This window comes from Natrinema sp. CRL1, from assembly GCF_059162405.1.
The window spans coordinates 464,312-481,034 of record NZ_JBLVOY010000003.1 but is presented as its reverse complement, the minus strand read 5'-3'; the positions used below and the strand labels follow the sequence as shown (position 1 = coordinate 481,034).

15 protein-coding genes are annotated in these 16,723 nt (G+C 65.3%); 7 read left to right on the top strand and 8 right to left on the bottom strand.

All coding sequences use genetic code 11. From position 1 onward, the window contains the following. The first annotated feature begins 59 nt into the window (after positions 1-59). Entirely contained in the window at positions 60-1,121 is a 1,062-nt protein-coding gene (locus tag ACJYUO_RS13250) for a zinc-dependent alcohol dehydrogenase family protein (RefSeq protein WP_494345829.1), read from the top strand. A 68-nt stretch (positions 1,122-1,189) separates the two neighbouring features. Here ACJYUO_RS13250 and ACJYUO_RS13245 read toward each other — a convergent pair whose 3' ends face one another. Beyond that, positions 1,190-1,399, bottom strand: a complete 210-nt coding sequence (locus ACJYUO_RS13245) for a hypothetical protein (protein WP_494345828.1) — start codon at positions 1,397-1,399, stop codon at positions 1,190-1,192. A gap of 183 nt (positions 1,400-1,582) precedes the next feature. Between ACJYUO_RS13245 and ACJYUO_RS13240 the strand changes: the two genes are divergently transcribed. Then, a complete protein-coding gene (locus ACJYUO_RS13240) occupies positions 1,583-2,392 on the top strand; it encodes an Nmad3 family putative nucleotide modification protein (RefSeq protein ID WP_494345827.1) in 810 nt (269 codons plus the stop codon). 12 nt (positions 2,393-2,404) lie between these two features. Here ACJYUO_RS13240 and ACJYUO_RS13235 read toward each other — a convergent pair whose 3' ends face one another. Continuing rightward, the gene (locus tag ACJYUO_RS13235) at positions 2,405-2,800 is read right to left on the bottom strand and encodes a DUF7344 domain-containing protein (RefSeq protein ID WP_494345826.1); all 396 of its coding nucleotides are present in this window, start codon (positions 2,798-2,800) and stop codon (positions 2,405-2,407) included. Between the two features lie 148 nt (positions 2,801-2,948). On the opposite strand from ACJYUO_RS13235, the gene ACJYUO_RS13230 reads away from it, so the two are divergent. Continuing rightward, the gene (locus ACJYUO_RS13230) at positions 2,949-3,491 is read left to right on the top strand and encodes an acyltransferase (protein ID WP_494345825.1); all 543 of its coding nucleotides are present in this window, start codon (positions 2,949-2,951) and stop codon (positions 3,489-3,491) included. Positions 3,492-3,630: 139 nt separating this feature from the next. On the opposite strand, the gene ACJYUO_RS13225 is transcribed toward ACJYUO_RS13230, so the two are convergent. Together ACJYUO_RS13225 and rocF are read right to left on the bottom strand one after the other, a co-directional pair. Then, positions 3,631-4,800, bottom strand: coding sequence for an NAD(P)/FAD-dependent oxidoreductase (locus ACJYUO_RS13225; RefSeq protein ID WP_494345824.1), 1,170 nt, complete (start codon positions 4,798-4,800; stop codon positions 3,631-3,633). A 120-nt stretch (positions 4,801-4,920) separates the two neighbouring features. After that, positions 4,921-5,841 (bottom strand): arginase, encoded by a 921-nt coding sequence (gene rocF / locus ACJYUO_RS13220; RefSeq protein WP_494345823.1) that lies wholly within the window; start codon positions 5,839-5,841, stop codon positions 4,921-4,923. A gap of 97 nt (positions 5,842-5,938) precedes the next feature. Here rocF and ACJYUO_RS13215 point away from each other — a divergent pair, with 97 nt between their 5' ends. After that, positions 5,939-6,619, top strand: a complete 681-nt coding sequence (locus tag ACJYUO_RS13215) for a metal-dependent transcriptional regulator (RefSeq protein WP_494345822.1) — start codon at positions 5,939-5,941, stop codon at positions 6,617-6,619. A gap of 325 nt (positions 6,620-6,944) precedes the next feature. Then, positions 6,945-7,478, top strand: coding sequence for an Rrf2 family transcriptional regulator (locus ACJYUO_RS13210; protein ID WP_494345821.1), 534 nt, complete (start codon positions 6,945-6,947; stop codon positions 7,476-7,478). 131 nt (positions 7,479-7,609) lie between these two features. On the opposite strand, the gene gyrA is transcribed toward ACJYUO_RS13210, so the two are convergent. The 4 genes from gyrA to psmA form a co-directional block, all read right to left on the bottom strand. Continuing rightward, a complete protein-coding gene (gene gyrA / locus ACJYUO_RS13205) occupies positions 7,610-10,096 on the bottom strand; it encodes a DNA gyrase subunit A (protein ID WP_494345820.1) in 2,487 nt (828 codons plus the stop codon). A gap of 179 nt (positions 10,097-10,275) precedes the next feature. Further along, the gene (gyrB, locus tag ACJYUO_RS13200; protein WP_494345819.1) at positions 10,276-12,207 is read right to left on the bottom strand and encodes a DNA topoisomerase (ATP-hydrolyzing) subunit B; all 1,932 of its coding nucleotides are present in this window, start codon (positions 12,205-12,207) and stop codon (positions 10,276-10,278) included. 111 nt (positions 12,208-12,318) lie between these two features. After that, positions 12,319-13,035, bottom strand: coding sequence for an archaeal proteasome endopeptidase complex subunit beta (gene psmB / locus ACJYUO_RS13195; RefSeq protein ID WP_494345818.1), 717 nt, complete (start codon positions 13,033-13,035; stop codon positions 12,319-12,321). Then, positions 13,028-13,768 (bottom strand): archaeal proteasome endopeptidase complex subunit alpha, encoded by a 741-nt coding sequence (gene psmA, locus ACJYUO_RS13190; protein WP_494345817.1) that lies wholly within the window; start codon positions 13,766-13,768, stop codon positions 13,028-13,030. Before psmA ends, psmB begins: the two co-directional genes overlap by 8 nt. A 653-nt stretch (positions 13,769-14,421) precedes the next feature. Between psmA and ACJYUO_RS13185 the strand changes: the two genes are divergently transcribed. Both ACJYUO_RS13185 and ACJYUO_RS13180 read left to right on the top strand, forming a co-directional pair. Then, positions 14,422-15,678 (top strand): divalent metal cation transporter, encoded by a 1,257-nt coding sequence (locus tag ACJYUO_RS13185; protein WP_494345816.1) that lies wholly within the window; start codon positions 14,422-14,424, stop codon positions 15,676-15,678. A 199-nt stretch (positions 15,679-15,877) separates the two neighbouring features. Then, complete coding sequence (locus ACJYUO_RS13180; protein WP_494345815.1) at positions 15,878-16,657, top strand: sulfite exporter TauE/SafE family protein; 780 nt, start codon at positions 15,878-15,880, stop codon at positions 16,655-16,657. Positions 16,658-16,723 lie beyond the last annotated feature (66 nt).

Sequence of the window (16,723 nt, the reverse complement as noted above, 5' to 3'; positions counted from 1 at the left end):
TCGCATGGCCGTCGGCCGCAGGGCGAACGGTATAACTCGCCGACCTCCGTCGTACCGGTATGCGCGCTGCAGTACTCGAGTCCTACGGCGAACCGCTCGCGATCGAGACGGTCGATCCACCGTCGCTCGAGCCCCACGGCGTCGTGGTCGACGTTGAGGCCTGCGGAATCTGCCGGAGCGACTGGCACGCCTGGCAGGGCCACGGCGAGTGGGCCGACGATCAGGTTCCGCTCGGCCAGATCCTCGGTCACGAACCCGCGGGCCGGATCGCTCGAGTCGGTGACAGAGTCGACACGCTCGAGGTGGGCGATCGGGTCGCGATTCCGTTCAATCTCGGCGAGGGATCGTGCTACCAGTGTCGCAACGGCCACGGAAACGTCTGCGAGGACGGCTACGCGCTGGGGTTCGAGTCGAGCGTTCCCGGCGCGTTCGCAGAACGGATCCACGTGCCCCACGCCGAGTTCAACGTCGCCCGCCTCCCCGACTCCGTCTCCGCGACCGAGGCGGCGGCGCTTGGCTGTCGGTACGTCACGGCGTTTCACGCGCTTTCCCACCGCGCCGACGTCGGCGGCGGCGACTGGGTCGCCGTCCACGGCTGCGGCGGGCTCGGACTGGCGGCCGTCCAGATCGCGGCGGCGCTCGGCGCGCGGGTGATCGCGGTCGACGTCCGCGACGAACCGCTCTCGATGGCGACGACCCTCGGTGCCGACGCGACGGTGAACGCGACCGATGTCACGTCCGTTCCCGAGGCGATCGAGGAAATCTCCGATCGGGGTGCACACGTCTCCGTCGACGCGCTCGGCCGCGCTGAGACCTGCCGGAACAGCCTCGACTGTCTCCGTGTCCGCGGGACCCACGTCCAGATCGGGCTCACGACCGACGCCGAACGCGGCGAGGTCGCCCTGCCGATCGACGAGGTGACCCGGTGGGACGTCACCGTCGTCGGCTCCCGCGGGATGCCGCCCTCGCGCTACGACGAACTCTTGCGGATGATCGAGGCCGGCCGCCTCGAGCCCGAGCGCTTGGTGACGCGCCGCGTCGCCCTCGAGGACGTTTCCGATCGGCTCGCCGCGATGACCGAGTACGAGACCAGCGGCCTCGAAGTCGTGACCGAATTCTGAGCGATGGGGTGTCCTCGAGTCCCAGTCTCAACCCTGAATCCTGACTCCTCGAGCGGTGATCTGTACACTCAGTCGATCGACCGACTCGAGGACCCGCGGTCGCCGTCCTCGTCGGCCGCCGGCGGGTCGGTGCCGAGAACGCGGTACCTCTCGTTGCCGCAGGCACAGCGTCCATCGATGCCGATCGGCTGGACGGTTTCGTCTCGCAGTATCCGGACTGCGATCACGTTGTGACACTGGGTACAAACCGCGGCCGCCCGGCGAGCCTCGGTATCCATTGGCGCATGTACTGTGGCCCCGTACTTCAGGCTAATTCAGGCGGACTAGCCAGTCACTGTCGCTGACGCCACGACTCGAGCCGAGCGGCGTCGATGGCGTCCCGACGGCCCGGTCCCGATCGGAACAGAGCGCACGATCGGGGCTTTTATCGCCGCATCCGTCCGACCGAAACGTACGAACCCATGACTGTCGTTCTCGCCGGCGTCGGTGCTGATAGCACGAACGTCGGCGCGTTGGCTCCCCTGTACGACGACGGGCGCTTCGAGTACGTCCCGATCCCCGAGAAAACGCGGGCCACATCCGAACCCGAAACCCTCGGCTCGTGGGAGTTACGAGCCGGCGACGGCGTCGCGGCGGACCTGACGACTCGAATCTCGCCCCAACCGGTCCGCGGCGGGGCAGAAACCGTCACCGGCGACGACCTCGAGTCGTGGCCCCTTCACCGCGATCCGAACTTCGAGGCGCTGACCTACGGCGAGCACCGGACCAGCGGCTACGTCTCGCGGCTGCGGGCGCTCGAGTCGGGCGATGTCGTCGGCTTCTACGCCGGATTGCGCCGGCCCGACGGAGACCGAGCGCACCGCTACCTGATCGGCTACTTCACCGTCGACGACGTGGCCGTCGTCGGCCCCGACACGCCGCCGGCCGAGCGCGAGGCGATCCTCGCAGCCCACCCCGAAAACGCCCACGCGAAGCGCGCTCGAGACGGCGACCTCTATCTCGAGAAGCCGGTCGTGATCGTCGACGGCCGCGAGCCCGGCGGGCTCTTCGAGCGGGACCCGATTCGGCTCAGCGACTACTACGTCAGAGACGGCAACGAACGGGCCCAATACTACCTGCGCGACGAGATCGAGTCCGACTGGGACGTTCGGGCCGGCGGCGCGAACATGATGTACAAGCCGGCCTATCGCTGTGGACTGTCGGGCGCTGCGTTCCGGGAGCTGGTCGGTCGTCCCGGATCACGTTCGGCCGACCGACCCGAGCGCGTCTGAGAGTGTGACCGCTCATTCCCGGCAATCAGTTCTCGAACTCGTCCGCTCACTGCCCCCGTCGACCGTGTCGTCGTCGAACCGCTCGAGGCGTTCGACGAACGGCTCGATCGCCTCGAAGTTCGACCCGAGCGTCACCTCGGTGGAGGACTCGTCGTACGCGACGATGTCGTGTTCGTCCAGTCGCGGGAGATGGTTGTGGACCAGTGTAGCGACGACGGCTTGTCCGGAGTCGCCGAGTGAATCCGGCTCGTCGGCATCGTGAGCATCTGACGTGAGGTGACAGGCCAACTCTCGAGCCGTCGCTTCCTCCGCATCGATGAGATAGCGGAGGACGGATCGACGCGTCGCGTTCGAGAGGAGCGCGAAGACGGCGTCGATCTCGTGTGGTTCCGAGCGGTGTCGTGACATAGGACACAGTTACCGCTGAGTGGAACGACAGTAACCCCTCACTGGTTAGGTCTCGCCGGGCCGCGACCGATGGCGATAGCCGCCCGTAGCTCGCAGATCGGTTCCGCATTGGTCGGTTTGATGTAGTGACGCGATAAACGTGCGTGCAGTGACTGGTTCCGACGAGACGACGCCGCGACACGACCGCGTTGAGCGTCACGCGACACCCGGGCCGCGCAACTCGCTTGCCCACTGGACCGCTGCTCGCAATCCGCTCCGGGTCGCGATCAACTACGTCGTCGTCTGGCTCGTCCGGATCTCGCCCAGCCTCCGGCTCAAGCGGTGGCTCCTGGGCTGTCTCGGGGTTACGGTCGGTGAGGGCGTCTCGTGGGGACTCGAGGCCACGCCGGACGTCTTCTGGCCCGAACTGATCACCGTGAAGGCGGATGCCATCGTCGGCTACGACGCGACGCTGCTCTGTCACGAGTTTCTCCAGGACGAGTACCGGACCGGCAAGGTCGTCGTCGGCGAGCGGGCGATGATCGGGGCCGGCGCGATCGTGCTGCCCGGCGTCGAAATCGGCGAGGGGGCCAGCGTCGCGGCGAACTCGCTGGTGACTCGCGACGTGCCAGCCGGGGCGACGGTCGCGGGCGTGCCGGCCCGACGAATGGGCGACGACGGCGGCGAGGAGGAGCCGACCGGGGCCGCGTGATCGACGGAATGCGCGCTGTTCGGCGTTCGAGATCGGCGGACCGATTGTCGGTTGTCTCCGCTGGAATATAGCGGCCGCTGTCGAAACGCTACTGCGAAGACGGGATCGAAACGAGAGGTTCAGGGACGAGTGGCGCGCTCTACAGCGACGACCAGGACTTTCGCGCCGCGTTCCACGAGGTGATGTCGGCGATCCAGCGAGCGGCGATCATCTTCTTCAAGTTCTGGGCCGGGAGACCGCCGAAGGTATCGACGGGCAGGGAGATGCCGAAGGCCGGCTTAACACCGTGGGCGACGGCCTTCTCGCCGACGGAGATGACGGTTCCCTTGTCCTCGTGCTCCCAGGTCTTCAGCGGGCGGTTCTCGATCGCGCGGGCGATGTTCTCGCCAGCGACTTCGGCGGCCTGCCACGCGGCCTGTGCCGTCGGCGGCGCGGGCTGGTCACCCTGATCGATGATCGCCGAGTCGCCGATCGCGAAGACGCGTTCGTTGGAGGTCTGGAAGTTCGCACCGGTGTTGACGCGGTTGTGTTCCTTCTCGAGGTCGGCGTCGTCGAGGGCGTCTCGGCCCGTGATGCCGCCGGTCCAGACGAGGACGTCGTGATCGAGGGGCTCGCCCTCGTCGAACTCGATGTGGTCTTCGGTGGCCTCGGTGATCGGGTCGTCCGTATGGATCTGGACGCCGGCTTCCTCGAGCAGGTCGCGCAGGGCCTGCTGAATTTCAGGGTCGTTGCCGGGGAAGATCTCCTCTAAGGCCTCCACGAGGTGGATCTCGATGGGGGCCCGGTGCTCGTCGCGGAATTCCGCGATCTCGCCGGCGGTCTGGATCCCCGAGAGCCCAGCGCCGCCGATGACGACCTGTGCGGGCTCGCCGCGGGTCGCCTCCCGACCGGCCTCTTTGACCGCCTCGTGAATCTCCATGGCGTCGTCGAGGCTCTTCAGGGTCAGGGAGTGCTCCTCGAGGCCCGGGATGCCGTAATAGGCGGTCTGGCTGCCGAGGCCGACGAGGACGTAGTCGTACTCGACATCGTCGCCGTCGGCGAGTTCGACGGTCTGGTCCTCGACGTCGAGGCCGGTGACTTCGTCCTGAATGAAACGAGTGGATGGGTCCGCGATCTGATTGACCGGGAACGTGATGTCCGAGCGGACGTCGGGGTCCCGAATCACGCGGTGGGACTCGTGTAAGACGAGATGATAGTCGACGTCAGCGATCCACGTTAGCCGCGCGTTGTCCCCGAGCTCCGACTGGAGCCTGTTGATCGCACCGGTTCCGGCGTACCCGGCACCGAGCACGACGACGTTCTCTGTCATATACCACAGTGCGAAACACTATGATACAAAGCTGTTGAAACCGGAACCAGTGTGTCTACTGTTGCCATACCGCCGAGTCGATCCGTACGCGGAACACCAACTGTCAGTGCCAGCCGCCGCTCAGAGAATGCGCTTTCCGAACGTGCTCGCGGTTAGTTCCGCCGCTAACGTCGCCGTCTCGTTAGCCTCGTCCAAGATCGGATTCACCTCGACGACATCCATCGATCGGAGCACCCCGTCGGCCTCGTCGCGCCGGGAGAGGGCCTCAAGTGCGGCGTGGGCTTCTCGATAGGTGACGCCGCCGCGGACGGGGGTGCCGACGCCGGGTGCCGTCTTCGGGTCGAGCCAGTCGAGGTCGAGGCTGACGTGGACGCCGTCGGTGCCGTCGGTCGCGATCGCGAGGGCCTCCTCGACGACCGTCGAGACACCCCGCTGGTCGATGTCGGACATCGTAAAGGCGGTCATCTCGCTGTCGCGGATCAGTTCGCGCTCGCGCTCGTCGATGCTCCGGAGGCCGACGTAGGCGATCGACGACTCCTGGAGGCGAGGCGCGGGTGCCCAGTCGGTCTCGCCGAAGGCACCGCGGCCGAGGGCCGCGGCCAACGGCATGCCGTGGACGTTTCCGCTCGGCGTCGTTTCGGGCGTGTTCAGGTCCGCGTGGGCATCGAACCAGATGGCACCGAGGTCGGCTTCGCGGGCCGAGCCGCCGAGCGAGCCGATCGCCACCGAGTGATCGCCGCCCAGTACGAGCGGGAACTCGCCGTCGGCCAGCGTCGCTGCGACTCGATCGCCAACCCGCGTACAGACATCCTCGACCTCCCGCAGAAACTTCGCGTTCCCACGGCTGGGCTGGTCGGCGTCCGGATCCCGTTCCTCCGCGCGCGGCATCGACAGGTCGCCGTCGTCGATCGGCTCGACGGCCGCGCGCTCGAGGCCGTCGGCCAGCCCGGCATACCGGATCGCGGACGGTCCCATGTCGACGCCGCGGCGGTTCGCTCCGTAGTCCATCGGCGCACCGATGATTCTGACGGTCCGTTCCATACGCCCGGTACACCGTCTGCCGGTTTGGTCGTGGCGATCCCGCGGCTCTCCCGCTGGCGATAGCTTTAGGGTTAGACGTGTCTAAATCCGGATCAGCATGATGCTGAGCGACGTGATGGAAGACTACCTCAAAGCGATCTACCGGCTCCAGCGGGAGACCGACGACCGGATCAAGACCTCGGAGATCGCCGCGGAGCTAGACGTCACGTCGCCGACGGTCACGAGCATGCTCGATAAACTCGAGGAACGGGAACTCGTCGACCGCGAGAAGTATCGCGGGGTGACCCTAACCGACGAGGGCGAGACCGTCGCCCTCGAAATCGTCCGTCATCACCGGCTGCTCGAGGCCTACCTCACCGAACACCTCGATTACGACTGGTCGGAGGTCCACGCGGAGGCCGACCGGCTCGAACACCACATCAGCGAGGACTTCGAGGCCCGCGTCGCCGACGCGCTCGGCGAACCGACGGTCGATCCCCACGGGTCACCGATCCCCAGCGCCGACCTCGAGCCACCCGAGCGGCCCGACGGGGAGTCCATCGCCGCCTTCGAGGCGGGGGATGTCGTGACCGTCGCCGAAGTCGCCGACCGCGACCCGGAAGTGCTCTCCTATCTCGCCGACCACGGCGTCGAGCCCGGCGTCGAACTCGAAATCCTCGAGATCGCCCCGTTCGGGATGGTGACGGCCCGCTCGAGCGAAGCCGACGAGCCCGTGTCGCTGCCGGAATCCGTCGCGGCCCACGTTTGGGTCGCGGAACCTGCGGAGCCGGAACCGTAGCCGGCAATCGGCCACCTCTCGAGTCCGAGCCGCGGTTCTGGTCGAACGAGGGCCGACCCGGTTGTCCATGGAGTGCGAGCGGGCTACCTTCTCACCGCTCGACCGCCAGCCGATATCGCGTCGGTGACGTGACCCGACCTCCGTGGCGAGATCCCGCTCGAGCGAGTTCTTATTCTGCTGTCGATCGAGAAATAAAACGGATACCGACCTCCCGCGACGGACTAAACAGAAACAGCTTCCTGTTCCCGATTCAAACGGGACAATCCTTCCGAAACACTCCGGCTCACCCGCCGGGTTTAAGGAAACCAAATACGAATCATAGTCTATGTCATCCATCGAACTCACACCCAGCCAGAAGAAAATCCTGCGTGCGCTCACGAACCTCCACAAGGAGACCGAAGACGCCATCAAAGGCGAGGATATCGCCGAACAGGTCGACCGGAACCCGGGGACGATCCGCAACCAGATGCAGAGTCTCAAAGCCCTCCAACTCGTCGAGGGCGTACCGGGGCCGAAAGGCGGCTACAAACCGACCGCGGCCGCCTACGAAGCCCTCGAGATCCAGCAGATGGACGAGCCCGCAGCGGTCCCGATGCAACACGAGGGCGAACCCGTCGACGACACCATCATCGAAGAGATCGACCTCTCGAGCGTTCACCATCCGGAACTCTGCCGCGCGGAGATCCACATTCAGGGCACGCTCAGCGACATTCACGAGGACGACTCCGTTACCGTCGGCCCGACGCCGCTCTCGAAACTGCTCATCGAGGGGACCGTCGACGGCAAAGACGACACGAACAACATCCTCATCCTGCGGATCGACGACATGGTCGCTCCCTCCGAAGAACCGGCCCACTGACTCGGCAGTCGTCCGCGTTCTCCGCTGTCTTCTCTAGTGTTCGCTCTTGCTCTTCTCGCTCGCTGTGGCTCGACTTGCCGCGTAAAATCGATCCGTGAGACGACTCGAAACGGGCTGGGTGTTCAGCGAGTTCAGTTCGCGTCGTCTGCGTCGGCAGCATCGATAGCCGCCGACGCGGGAATGTCGTCGACCGCGGCGACCGCATCGCCGTCCTCGACATCCATGACGATCACGCCCATCGTGTTCCGTCCGACCGTCGAGATCTCGTCGACGCGGGTGCGGACGATCTGTCCGCGCTCGCTCATCATGACGAGCTGATCGTCCTCGTCGACCGCCTTGACGGCCGTGACGGGACCGTTTCGCTCGCCGGTCTTGATGTCGATCAACCCTTTTCCGTATCGGGACTGCGTGCGGTACTCCGAGAGCAGCGTCCGCTTCCCGTAACCGTGCTCGGTGACCGTCAACAGCGCCTGTTCGTCGCCCTCGTCGGTCGCGACCAGCCCCGCGACGGCGTCGTCGCCTTGCAGTTTGATTCCATTGACGCCGCGGGCGTTCCGGCCCATCGCGCGGACCTCGTCCTCGTCGAAGCGGATCGTCATTCCGCCCTCGGTCGCGATGACTAGATCCTGCGAGCCGTCAGTGACCTCGACGTCGACGAGTTCGTCGCCCTCCTCGAGATCGGCGGCGATAATCCCCGTCGAGAGGATGTTGTCGAACTCCTCGCCCGCGGTGCGCTTGACGTAGCCGTTCCGTGTGGCCATCGTCACGAACTCGTCGTCCCCGAATGCGTCGGTGTCGACGATGGCCGTGATGTCCTCGCCGGGGTCGAGATCGAGAATGTTGACCGCCGATTTTCCGCGGGCGGTCCGGCCCATCTCGGGGATTTCGTAGGTCTTGAGCCGGTAGACCTCGCCCTGATTCGTAAAGCAGAGCAGGAAGTCGTGGGTGTTCGCCCGGAAGACCGTCGAGACGCGGTCGTCTTCCTTGACGTCCGCCCCGATGATCCCCTTGCCGCCCCGACCCTGGGGGTCGAACTGCTCGATCGGCATCCGCTTGACGTAGTCGTCTTCCGTCATGACGACGAAGACCTCCTCCTCGGGGATGAGGTCCTCGTGCGTGACGGTGCCCTGATCCTCGATGATCGAGGTCCGGCGGTCGTCGCCGTACTCGTCTTTGATCTCGCGGAGTTCGTCTTTGATGACCGAGAGCAGTTCCGACTCGCTCTCGAGGATCGTCGTCAGGCGCTCGATCTCGTTTTGGACGTCCGCGTACTCGTCTTCGATCTCGGCTGCCTCCATCGAGGTGAGGCTCCCGAGTTGCATGCGGACGATGTGGGTGGCCTGCTCCTCCGAGAAGTCGTAACTCTCCTGTAGCGCGGATTTGGCGGCCGAGCGGTCCTCGCTGTTGCGGATCAGTTCAACGACGTTCTCGGCGTTCTCGACGGCCGTCAGCCGACCTTCGAGGATGTGGGCCCGATCCTCGGCCTCCTCGAGGTCGTACTCGCTGCGCCGACGGACGACCTCGCGGCGGTGGGAGATATACTCCTCGAGCGTCTCCTTGAGCGAGAGCACCCGCGGCTGGCCGTCGACCAGCGCGAGGTTGATGACGCCGAAGGTTCGCTCGAGGTGGTTCTCGAGCAGTTTGTTCTTGACGACCTCGGCGTTTGCGCCGCGTTTGAGTTCGATGACGACGCGGACGCCGTCGCGGTCGGACTCGTCACGCAGGTCGGAGACCCCCTCGATTTCGCCCTCGTTTACGTCGTCGGCGATGCGTTCGACGAGGCGGGCCTTGTTGGACTGGAAGGGGAGTTCGGTGATGACGATCCGCTCGCGGTTCGATTGCCACTCCTCGACCTCGAACTCGGCGCGAACGCGGATGCGCCCGCGGCCGGTCTTGTAGGCCGAGTAGATGGCGTCCCGGCCGACGATGTTCGCGCCGGTCGGGAAGTCGGGGCCTTTGACGTGCTCCATTAAGTCCTCAACCGTCGCGTCGGGGTCGTCGATCAGTTCGATGGTCGCGTCGACGACCTCGCCTAGGTTGTGCGGCGGAATGTTCGTCGACATCCCGACCGCGATCCCCGAGGAGCCGTTGACCAGCAGGTTCGGGAACGCCGCCGGTAGTACGTCGGGTTCCTGCAGGCGGTCGTCGTAGTTCGCCGAGAAGTCGACCGTGCCCTTGTCGATATCCTCGAGCAGTTCCTCGGAGATGGGGGACATCCGGGCCTCCGTGTACCGCTGTGCGGCGGCCGGGTCGCCGTCCATCGAGCCGAAGTTCCCCTGGCCGTCGACCAGCGGATAGCGCATCGAGAAGTCCTGGGCCATCCGGACTAGGGTGTCGTAAATCGCGCTGTCGCCGTGGGGGTGGTAATCACCCATCGTCTCCCCGACGATCGAGGAGGACTTGCGGTGACTGCTGCCCGAGGAGACTCCCATCTCGTGCATCGCGTACAGGATGCGCCGGTGGACGGGCTTCAGGCCGTCTTCGACCCGCGGCAGCGCACGGCCCGCGATGACGGACATCGCGTAGTCGATATACGACTGTTCCATCTCGTCCTCGATACGGACGTTCTCTACGGCTCGCGCCTCTACATCGGTCGGTTCGGGTACGTCTGAGCTCATTCGTTCACTATGTGTCGTGGGTATCGCGGTTCGGTTGCCAAGCACTGCATCCGTGAGCGAGTTCGCCGTGTGAACTCGCGAGCGGGCCGACGAGCGACCGTCGGGAGCGAGGAGTGCTTTTCATCGACCTTTTGCACTGCGGGTGCGCCTTCGGCGCACCCTCGGCAAAACGTCGGTCGTTAGATATCGATCCACTCCGCCTCCGGAGCGTGATCTTTGATGAACTGCTTGCGGGGTTCGACGGCATCGCCCATCAGGACGGAGAACATCTTGTCCGCCGCGGCCGCGTCCTCGATCGTGATCTGTTTGAGGATGCGGTTGTCCGGGTCCATCGTCGTGTCCCAGAGTTGCTGGGGGTTCATTTCGCCGAGTCCCTTGAACCGCTGGACCTGCGAGGGGTTGCCGTCGCATTTCTCTTCGACGATCTGATCGCGTTCGGCTTCCGTCATCGCGTCGTAGGTCTCCCCGCGATACCGGATGCGATAGAGCGGTGGCTGGGTCGCGTAGACGTAGCCGCCCTCGAGCAGCGGGCGCATGTGCCGGTAGAAGAACGTCAACAGCAGGGTGCGGATGTGTGCGCCGTCGACGTCGGCGTCGGTCGCCATGATGATCTTCTTGTACCGGACGTCGTCGATGTCGAACTCGTCGCCGATCCCCGCGCCGATCGCGGTGATCATGTTCCGGATCTCGTCGTTCTCGAGGATGCGGTCGAGGCGGTGTTTCTCGACGTTGAGGATCTTCCCTTTGATCGGGAGGATGGCCTGGAACTCCGGATTTCGGGCCTGTTTCGCGCTGCCGCCCGCGGAGTCACCCTCCGCGATGAACAGTTCGGCTTCCTCCGGCTCTTTGGTCTGGCAGTCGGCCAGTTTGCCGGGCAGCGATGTGGAGTCGAGTGCCGATTTTCGGCGCGTCAGCTCCTCGGCCTTCTTGGCCGCCATCCGGGCCTTCGCGGCCTCGACGGCCTTCATCACGATCGCTTGGGCGGTGTCGGGATGTTCCTCGAAGTAGGTTCCCAGGCCCTCGTGCATGGCGCTCTCGACGATCCCCCGAACTTCGGAGTTGCCGAGTTTCGTCTTCGTCTGGCCTTCGAACTGGGGATCGGGGTGTTTGATCGAGATGACTGCGGTCAGTCCCTCGCGGATGTCCTCGCCCGAGAGGTTGTTATCGAGGTCGGAGAGGAGATCGTTCTCGTTGGCGTAGTCGTTGACCGTGCGGGTGAGCGCGGTTTTGAATCCGGTGAGGTGGGTCCCGCCCTCGCGGGTGTTGATATTGTTCGCGAAGGCGTGGATCGAGCCCTGCAGTTCCTGTGTGGCCTGCATCGCGACCTCGACCTGGATGTTCTGTTCTTCGTCCTCGAAGTAGATGATGTCCTCGTGCATCGCCGAGCGCGTCTCGTTGAGATACTCGACGAACTCGCGAATCCCGCCGTCGTACTCGTAAGTCTCGGCGACGGGCTCGTCGTCGTCGGCATCGATGCGCTCGTCACGGAGCGTGATGCGGACGCCGGAGTTGAGGAAGGCCAGTTCCCGAAGCCGGTTCGACAGCGTCGAGAAGGCCATCTCGCCGGTCTCGAAGATGCCCGTGTCGGGCCAGAACCGGATCTGGGTGCCCGTCTCCTCGTCCGGCTCCATGTTGCGGACCCGCTCCATGTCACCGACGGGTTCGCCTGCTTCGAACGCGTGGCGGAAGACGGCTCCGTCGCGTTTGACCTCGGCCTCGAGGCGTTCGGAGAGGGCGTTGACAACGCTGACGCCGACGCCGTGGAGGCCGCCGGAGACCTGATAGGACTTGTTGTCGAACTTGCCGCCGGCGTGGAGGACAGTGAGAATAACCTCGAGTGCAGGGCGGTCGTACTCCTCGTGGGTATCGACGGGAATGCCGCGGCCATCGTCGGCGACGCTCACCGAGCCATCCTCGTGGATGGAGACAGTGATGTCGTCACAGTGGCCGGCCAGTGCCTCGTCGATCGAGTTGTCCACCACTTCGTAGACGAGATGGTGGAGGCCTCGAGAATCGGTAGAGCCGATGTACATCGCCGGTCGCTTTCGCACAGCCTCCAGGCCCTCTAAGACCTGAATCTGTCCGGCGCCGTACTCGCTTTCCTGGGACATGTAAAACCTGCTTTCGGGTAGTGGTCCGGCCCTAATAAAAGTCACGTGTACGCGCGCGAGCGCGAACAGTCGAGCCGCTGCCAAAGCGATCGAACGAACGGGAAACGGCCCTTAGATGACCGCGTCGAAGTCGTTGTGACCCTGAATGTCGACGCCCTCGTCCGTGACCTCGGCGAGGAAGACGCCGTTGCCCGAACCGGTGTCGCGCTCGACGGCGCTTTTGATCGCGCGAGCCGCGACCGACTGGGCTTCCTCAAGCGAGAGGCCCTCCTCGTACTCCTGCTCGAGGAGGCCGTAGGCCAGTTGCATCCCGCTGCCGGTGACCGTGTAGTCGTCTGCCATCACGCCGCCCGCGGGGTCGATGCTGTAGACGTGGCTGCCCTCGCTGTCGACGCCGCCCAGGATGGGGTTGATCGCGCGGAAGGGGCCGCCGCGGGCGAAGTTGCCCGCGAGCGTGGCCAGTGCCTCGATCGGCATCGTCTCGCCGCGTCGGGATTCATAGAGGTTGACCTCGGAGCGCAGCGTTCGGATGAACGATTGTGCGCCGCCGACCGAGCCGACGAGGGTCAGCGCTCCCGTCGGGTGGATCTGCTCGACCTTCTGGACATCCTTGTTCGAGACGAATCGCCCGCCCAGACTGGCGCGCATGTCCGTCGCGATGACGACGCCCTCGTCGGTCGTGATGCCGATGGTCGTCGTTCCGGTCTTGTTGACGGTGTCACCGTGCTCGTCGCCCTGCGATCCGTTGGGGAGCGAGCCGAGTTCGGGGTCGTACGGCGACGGGTCGGCGTTGCCCTGCGGGCCCGACGCGCCGGTCCAGTTATTCATCGCTTTCCTCCGTCTCGATCTCCGCGATGATCGACTCAAGGCGGTCGTCGTCAACCGAGTGGAACGATTCGTCCTCGGTGGTGATCGTCGCGACGTCGACGTCTTCGGCGGCGACGACCTCGTCTTCGGGTTCGCTGAGCGCGCTCACGGCGAGTTCGAGGCCGCCGTCGACGTCGAGATCCTCGCGGTAGTTCTCCTCGAGGTAGCCCTGAATGACATCGCGGCTGCCGCCGATGGCGGCCGCCTTCCACTCGTAGTCCGTGCCCGAGGGGTCAGTTTCGAACAGTTTCGGCTCGCCGTCCTCGATCCCGCCGACGAGAAGGGCGACGCCGAAGGGACGCGCGCCGCCGGTCTGGGTGTACTCCTGAATGTGGTCGGTGACCGATCGGGTCAGCGTCTCGACGCCGATCTGCTGGCCGTAGCGGAGCTGTTCGCCCTGCGCGCGGCGGCGTGCGAGATCGACGAGCTGGCGGGCGTCGGCGACGTGACCGGCGCTTGCGACGCCGATGTGCTCGTCGGCCTTGTGGATCTTCTCGACGCTCGAGCGTTCCATGAGCGGCGAGCTGACCTGCCGGTTGGCGGCGAGGACGACGCCGTCGGGCGTGCGGAGCCCGACGCTCGCAGTCCCCCGTTTGACGGCCTCGCGTGCGTACTCGACCTGGTAGAGGCGTCCGTCCGGGGAGAAGATGGTGATCCCCCGGTCGTAGGCCTGCTGTTGGGATTGTCCTTGCATAGGTTTCGTTGGTCTTCACCTCGGGTAAGGGATAGTGATTTATAGGCCTTCTTCTGAAGGCAACTTCGGTCGTCCCGATACGAAACGGCCCCACTGTTCCCCGAGACGGCGATCGGTTCGGGCTGGCGACTCCGGGTCGGTTGCGATTTCCCATTGCCGACCCACCGCTATCGCATTTTCGTCGCCTCGACCCAGTAAGTATTGCTTACTCAGCCCATCTACTTGAAAGATTGGCTGCCATCTCAAGCTTTTCACTCAAACGAGTCCCGGTCGTTGGTTTCGGTACAGCGTTCCGTACCACAGTGAACGGATGACTACACCAACGGGTCCCCTCGAGCCCCCTGACGGCTGGGTCCGAGGGGAAAGTCATCTGCCGCTTTTCGGCCCCGACACATGAGAGAACACAGTACCGCGCCGGGTAGAAATGTCGAACAAGTGAATAAAATAAATCCGCGGAACGGCTTTAGTCGCTGCCTCAGGGCAACTAATTTCGGAGATACCCGTGTCACGATTCTAGATCACAACGGCGATCGCTCGAGCGCCGATCAGTCGGTCCCGCGGCTACCGGCCACCGTCGAGCGATCGACGCGTGGACCGTCCGCTGACGGCCTGTCGACTGTCAGCCCAGTCCTCGAGCGCCGGGGTGATCCCGCGTGAGCGAACAGTCGGCGTCCACCTCGACGGTCGTCGACGTCGTTCCCGGTGGCGAAGCGATTCACGGCGCGCTCTACAAATACGGACTGGGCGTCCTGTTCGCAGCGAACGTATTCGGTGCGGGCTCGGTCTATATCCTCGCCGACACGGGCGCGAACTTCGCGTTCTCCCTGCTGTGGGTGCTGCCGCTTGCCTTCCTCATCGACATCGCGCTCCACGACATGAGCGCGCGACTGGCGGTCACTGACGAACCGCTCGCCGACTACATCGTCGACGTTCTCCCGATCGGCGGCTCCGCCGTCGTGGTCCTGATGTCGCTGATGTCCGCGCTGTGGGCCGTCTCGAACTACGCCGTCGCGGGCGCGGCGCTCGCGTGGCTCCTTCCGGGCCTCGACAACGTGATCGTCGGCATCCTCCTCGCCGCCGGCGGGGGGCTCGCCATCGTCGAACTCAAAGTCTACGACCGCGTCGAGGCCGCGATCGCAGCCGCCGTCTTCGCCGTGTTCGGCTCGTACGGGCTGCTCCTCGTCGGACTTGACGTCCCGTGGCAGTCGGTCGCCGGCGGACTCGTGCCGATCCTCCAGAACGAAATCGGCTATCTCACGGCGGTCATCGCCCTGCTGGGGACGACCGTCTACTGGCCGAACTTCTTCATTCAGTCGAGCATCAAGCCGACGAAAGAGTGGGACGACATCTGGAAGTACCGCCGGGACAACGCCGCCGGCATCGCGACGACGCTCACCATCGGGAGCTTCGTGATGATCGTCTCGGCGGTCACGCTCTCGGAAGGCGAGATGACGCTGACCGGCCCCGGTGTTCCGCTGGCGGACATCCTCGGCCAGGGGGCGCTCGTCGTCTTCGTCCTCGCGGCGTTTCTCGCGAGCATCACGTCGGCGACCGGGACGCTGTTCGGTGCTGGGTTCATGGTCCCGCAGTCGCTCGGCCGCGACACGGTCTTCGGCGACGTCGCGTTCCGACGGACCGTCGTCAGCCTGATCGTCCTGTCGGCGATCATCGCCCTGGCGATGCTGGTCTACACCGGGTTCGGCCCCGTGGAGATGGCGATCATCATGCCGGCGGTCAACGGCGCGATCGGACTTCCGGTGACGGTCTTCGCGCTCATCGGAGCCGTGAACAAGTACTACGACATCGAGTGGTACGAAAACCTCGGGTTCGTCGCGGCGGGACTCGTCTTGCTGATCGGCAGTCTCACCACGATCCAGTCGCTCTACGAGACGATCGTGGGGATTCTCTGATCGCGACCCGAGGTATCGACCGTGCGAGCACACGATCGCTCCTCGAGTCCCGCGCTCGAGAACGCGGCCTCGTTCGATCGGCTGAGTCGGTCAGGAACTGACGACTGTACTCGATAATTTGATCCGTCGCTGACCCGAAAGGCCCGAAATCGGAAGGATTAGTTCGAGCGCCACGGACTACCGGATAACTCGCCCCTCGATGCTCGGATTGCCCTTCGACCTCTCGCTCGTCCTGTTGCTCGTCTCGATCGCCTTCTTCTCCGGTATCGGCATCACCACGATCGGTCCCGGTGGCATCTTCGTGACGATCGCGCTGTACTCGCTGACCCCGCTGGCCTCGAGTCAGGTCGCCGGGACCGCCCACGCGACGTTCGTGGTCACGGGGCTGGTCGGCAGCGCGGCCTACCTCCACTCCGGGGAGATGAACACCGGCGAGAGCCGCGCGATCGCGATCGTCCTCAGCGCCGCGAGCGTCCTCGGCGCGCTCGTCGGCGCGTACGTCAACGCCTTCGTGCCGCGCTCGGTGTTCGGGCTCCTACTCGGCGGCGTCGCGACGGCCGTCGGCGGGATCATCCTCTACCGGGAACGCCGCGGGTTCAGTCCGATCTACGACCTCGAGCCCCTGACTCGTTCCGGCAAACTCGTGTTGGCGGGCCTGGGCTTCGCTCTCGGGGTTTGCAGCGGCCTGTTGGGGATCGGCGGCCCCGTGCTCGCCGTCCCCGCGCTGGTGCTCGTCGGCGTGCCGATGTTGCTCGCCGTCGCGGTCGCGCAGGTCCAGTCGATCTTCATCGCGACCTTCGCGGCGTCGGGCTACTTCCTGCAGGGGAACGTCCTCGTCCCGCTCGCGGTCGTCGTCGGCACGCCGCTGCTGTTCGGCGTCGTCGTCGGTTGGCGGGTCGCCCACGCCATCGACCCCGAGAGACTGAAGGTGGCACTCGGGGTCGTCCTGCTGGGCGTCGGCCCCTATCTCGCTCTCTGAACCGCGGGGACGATCCGGCGGACGCGGCATCCACGGACTGCCGGAACCAGACTGAAGGGATCGCGG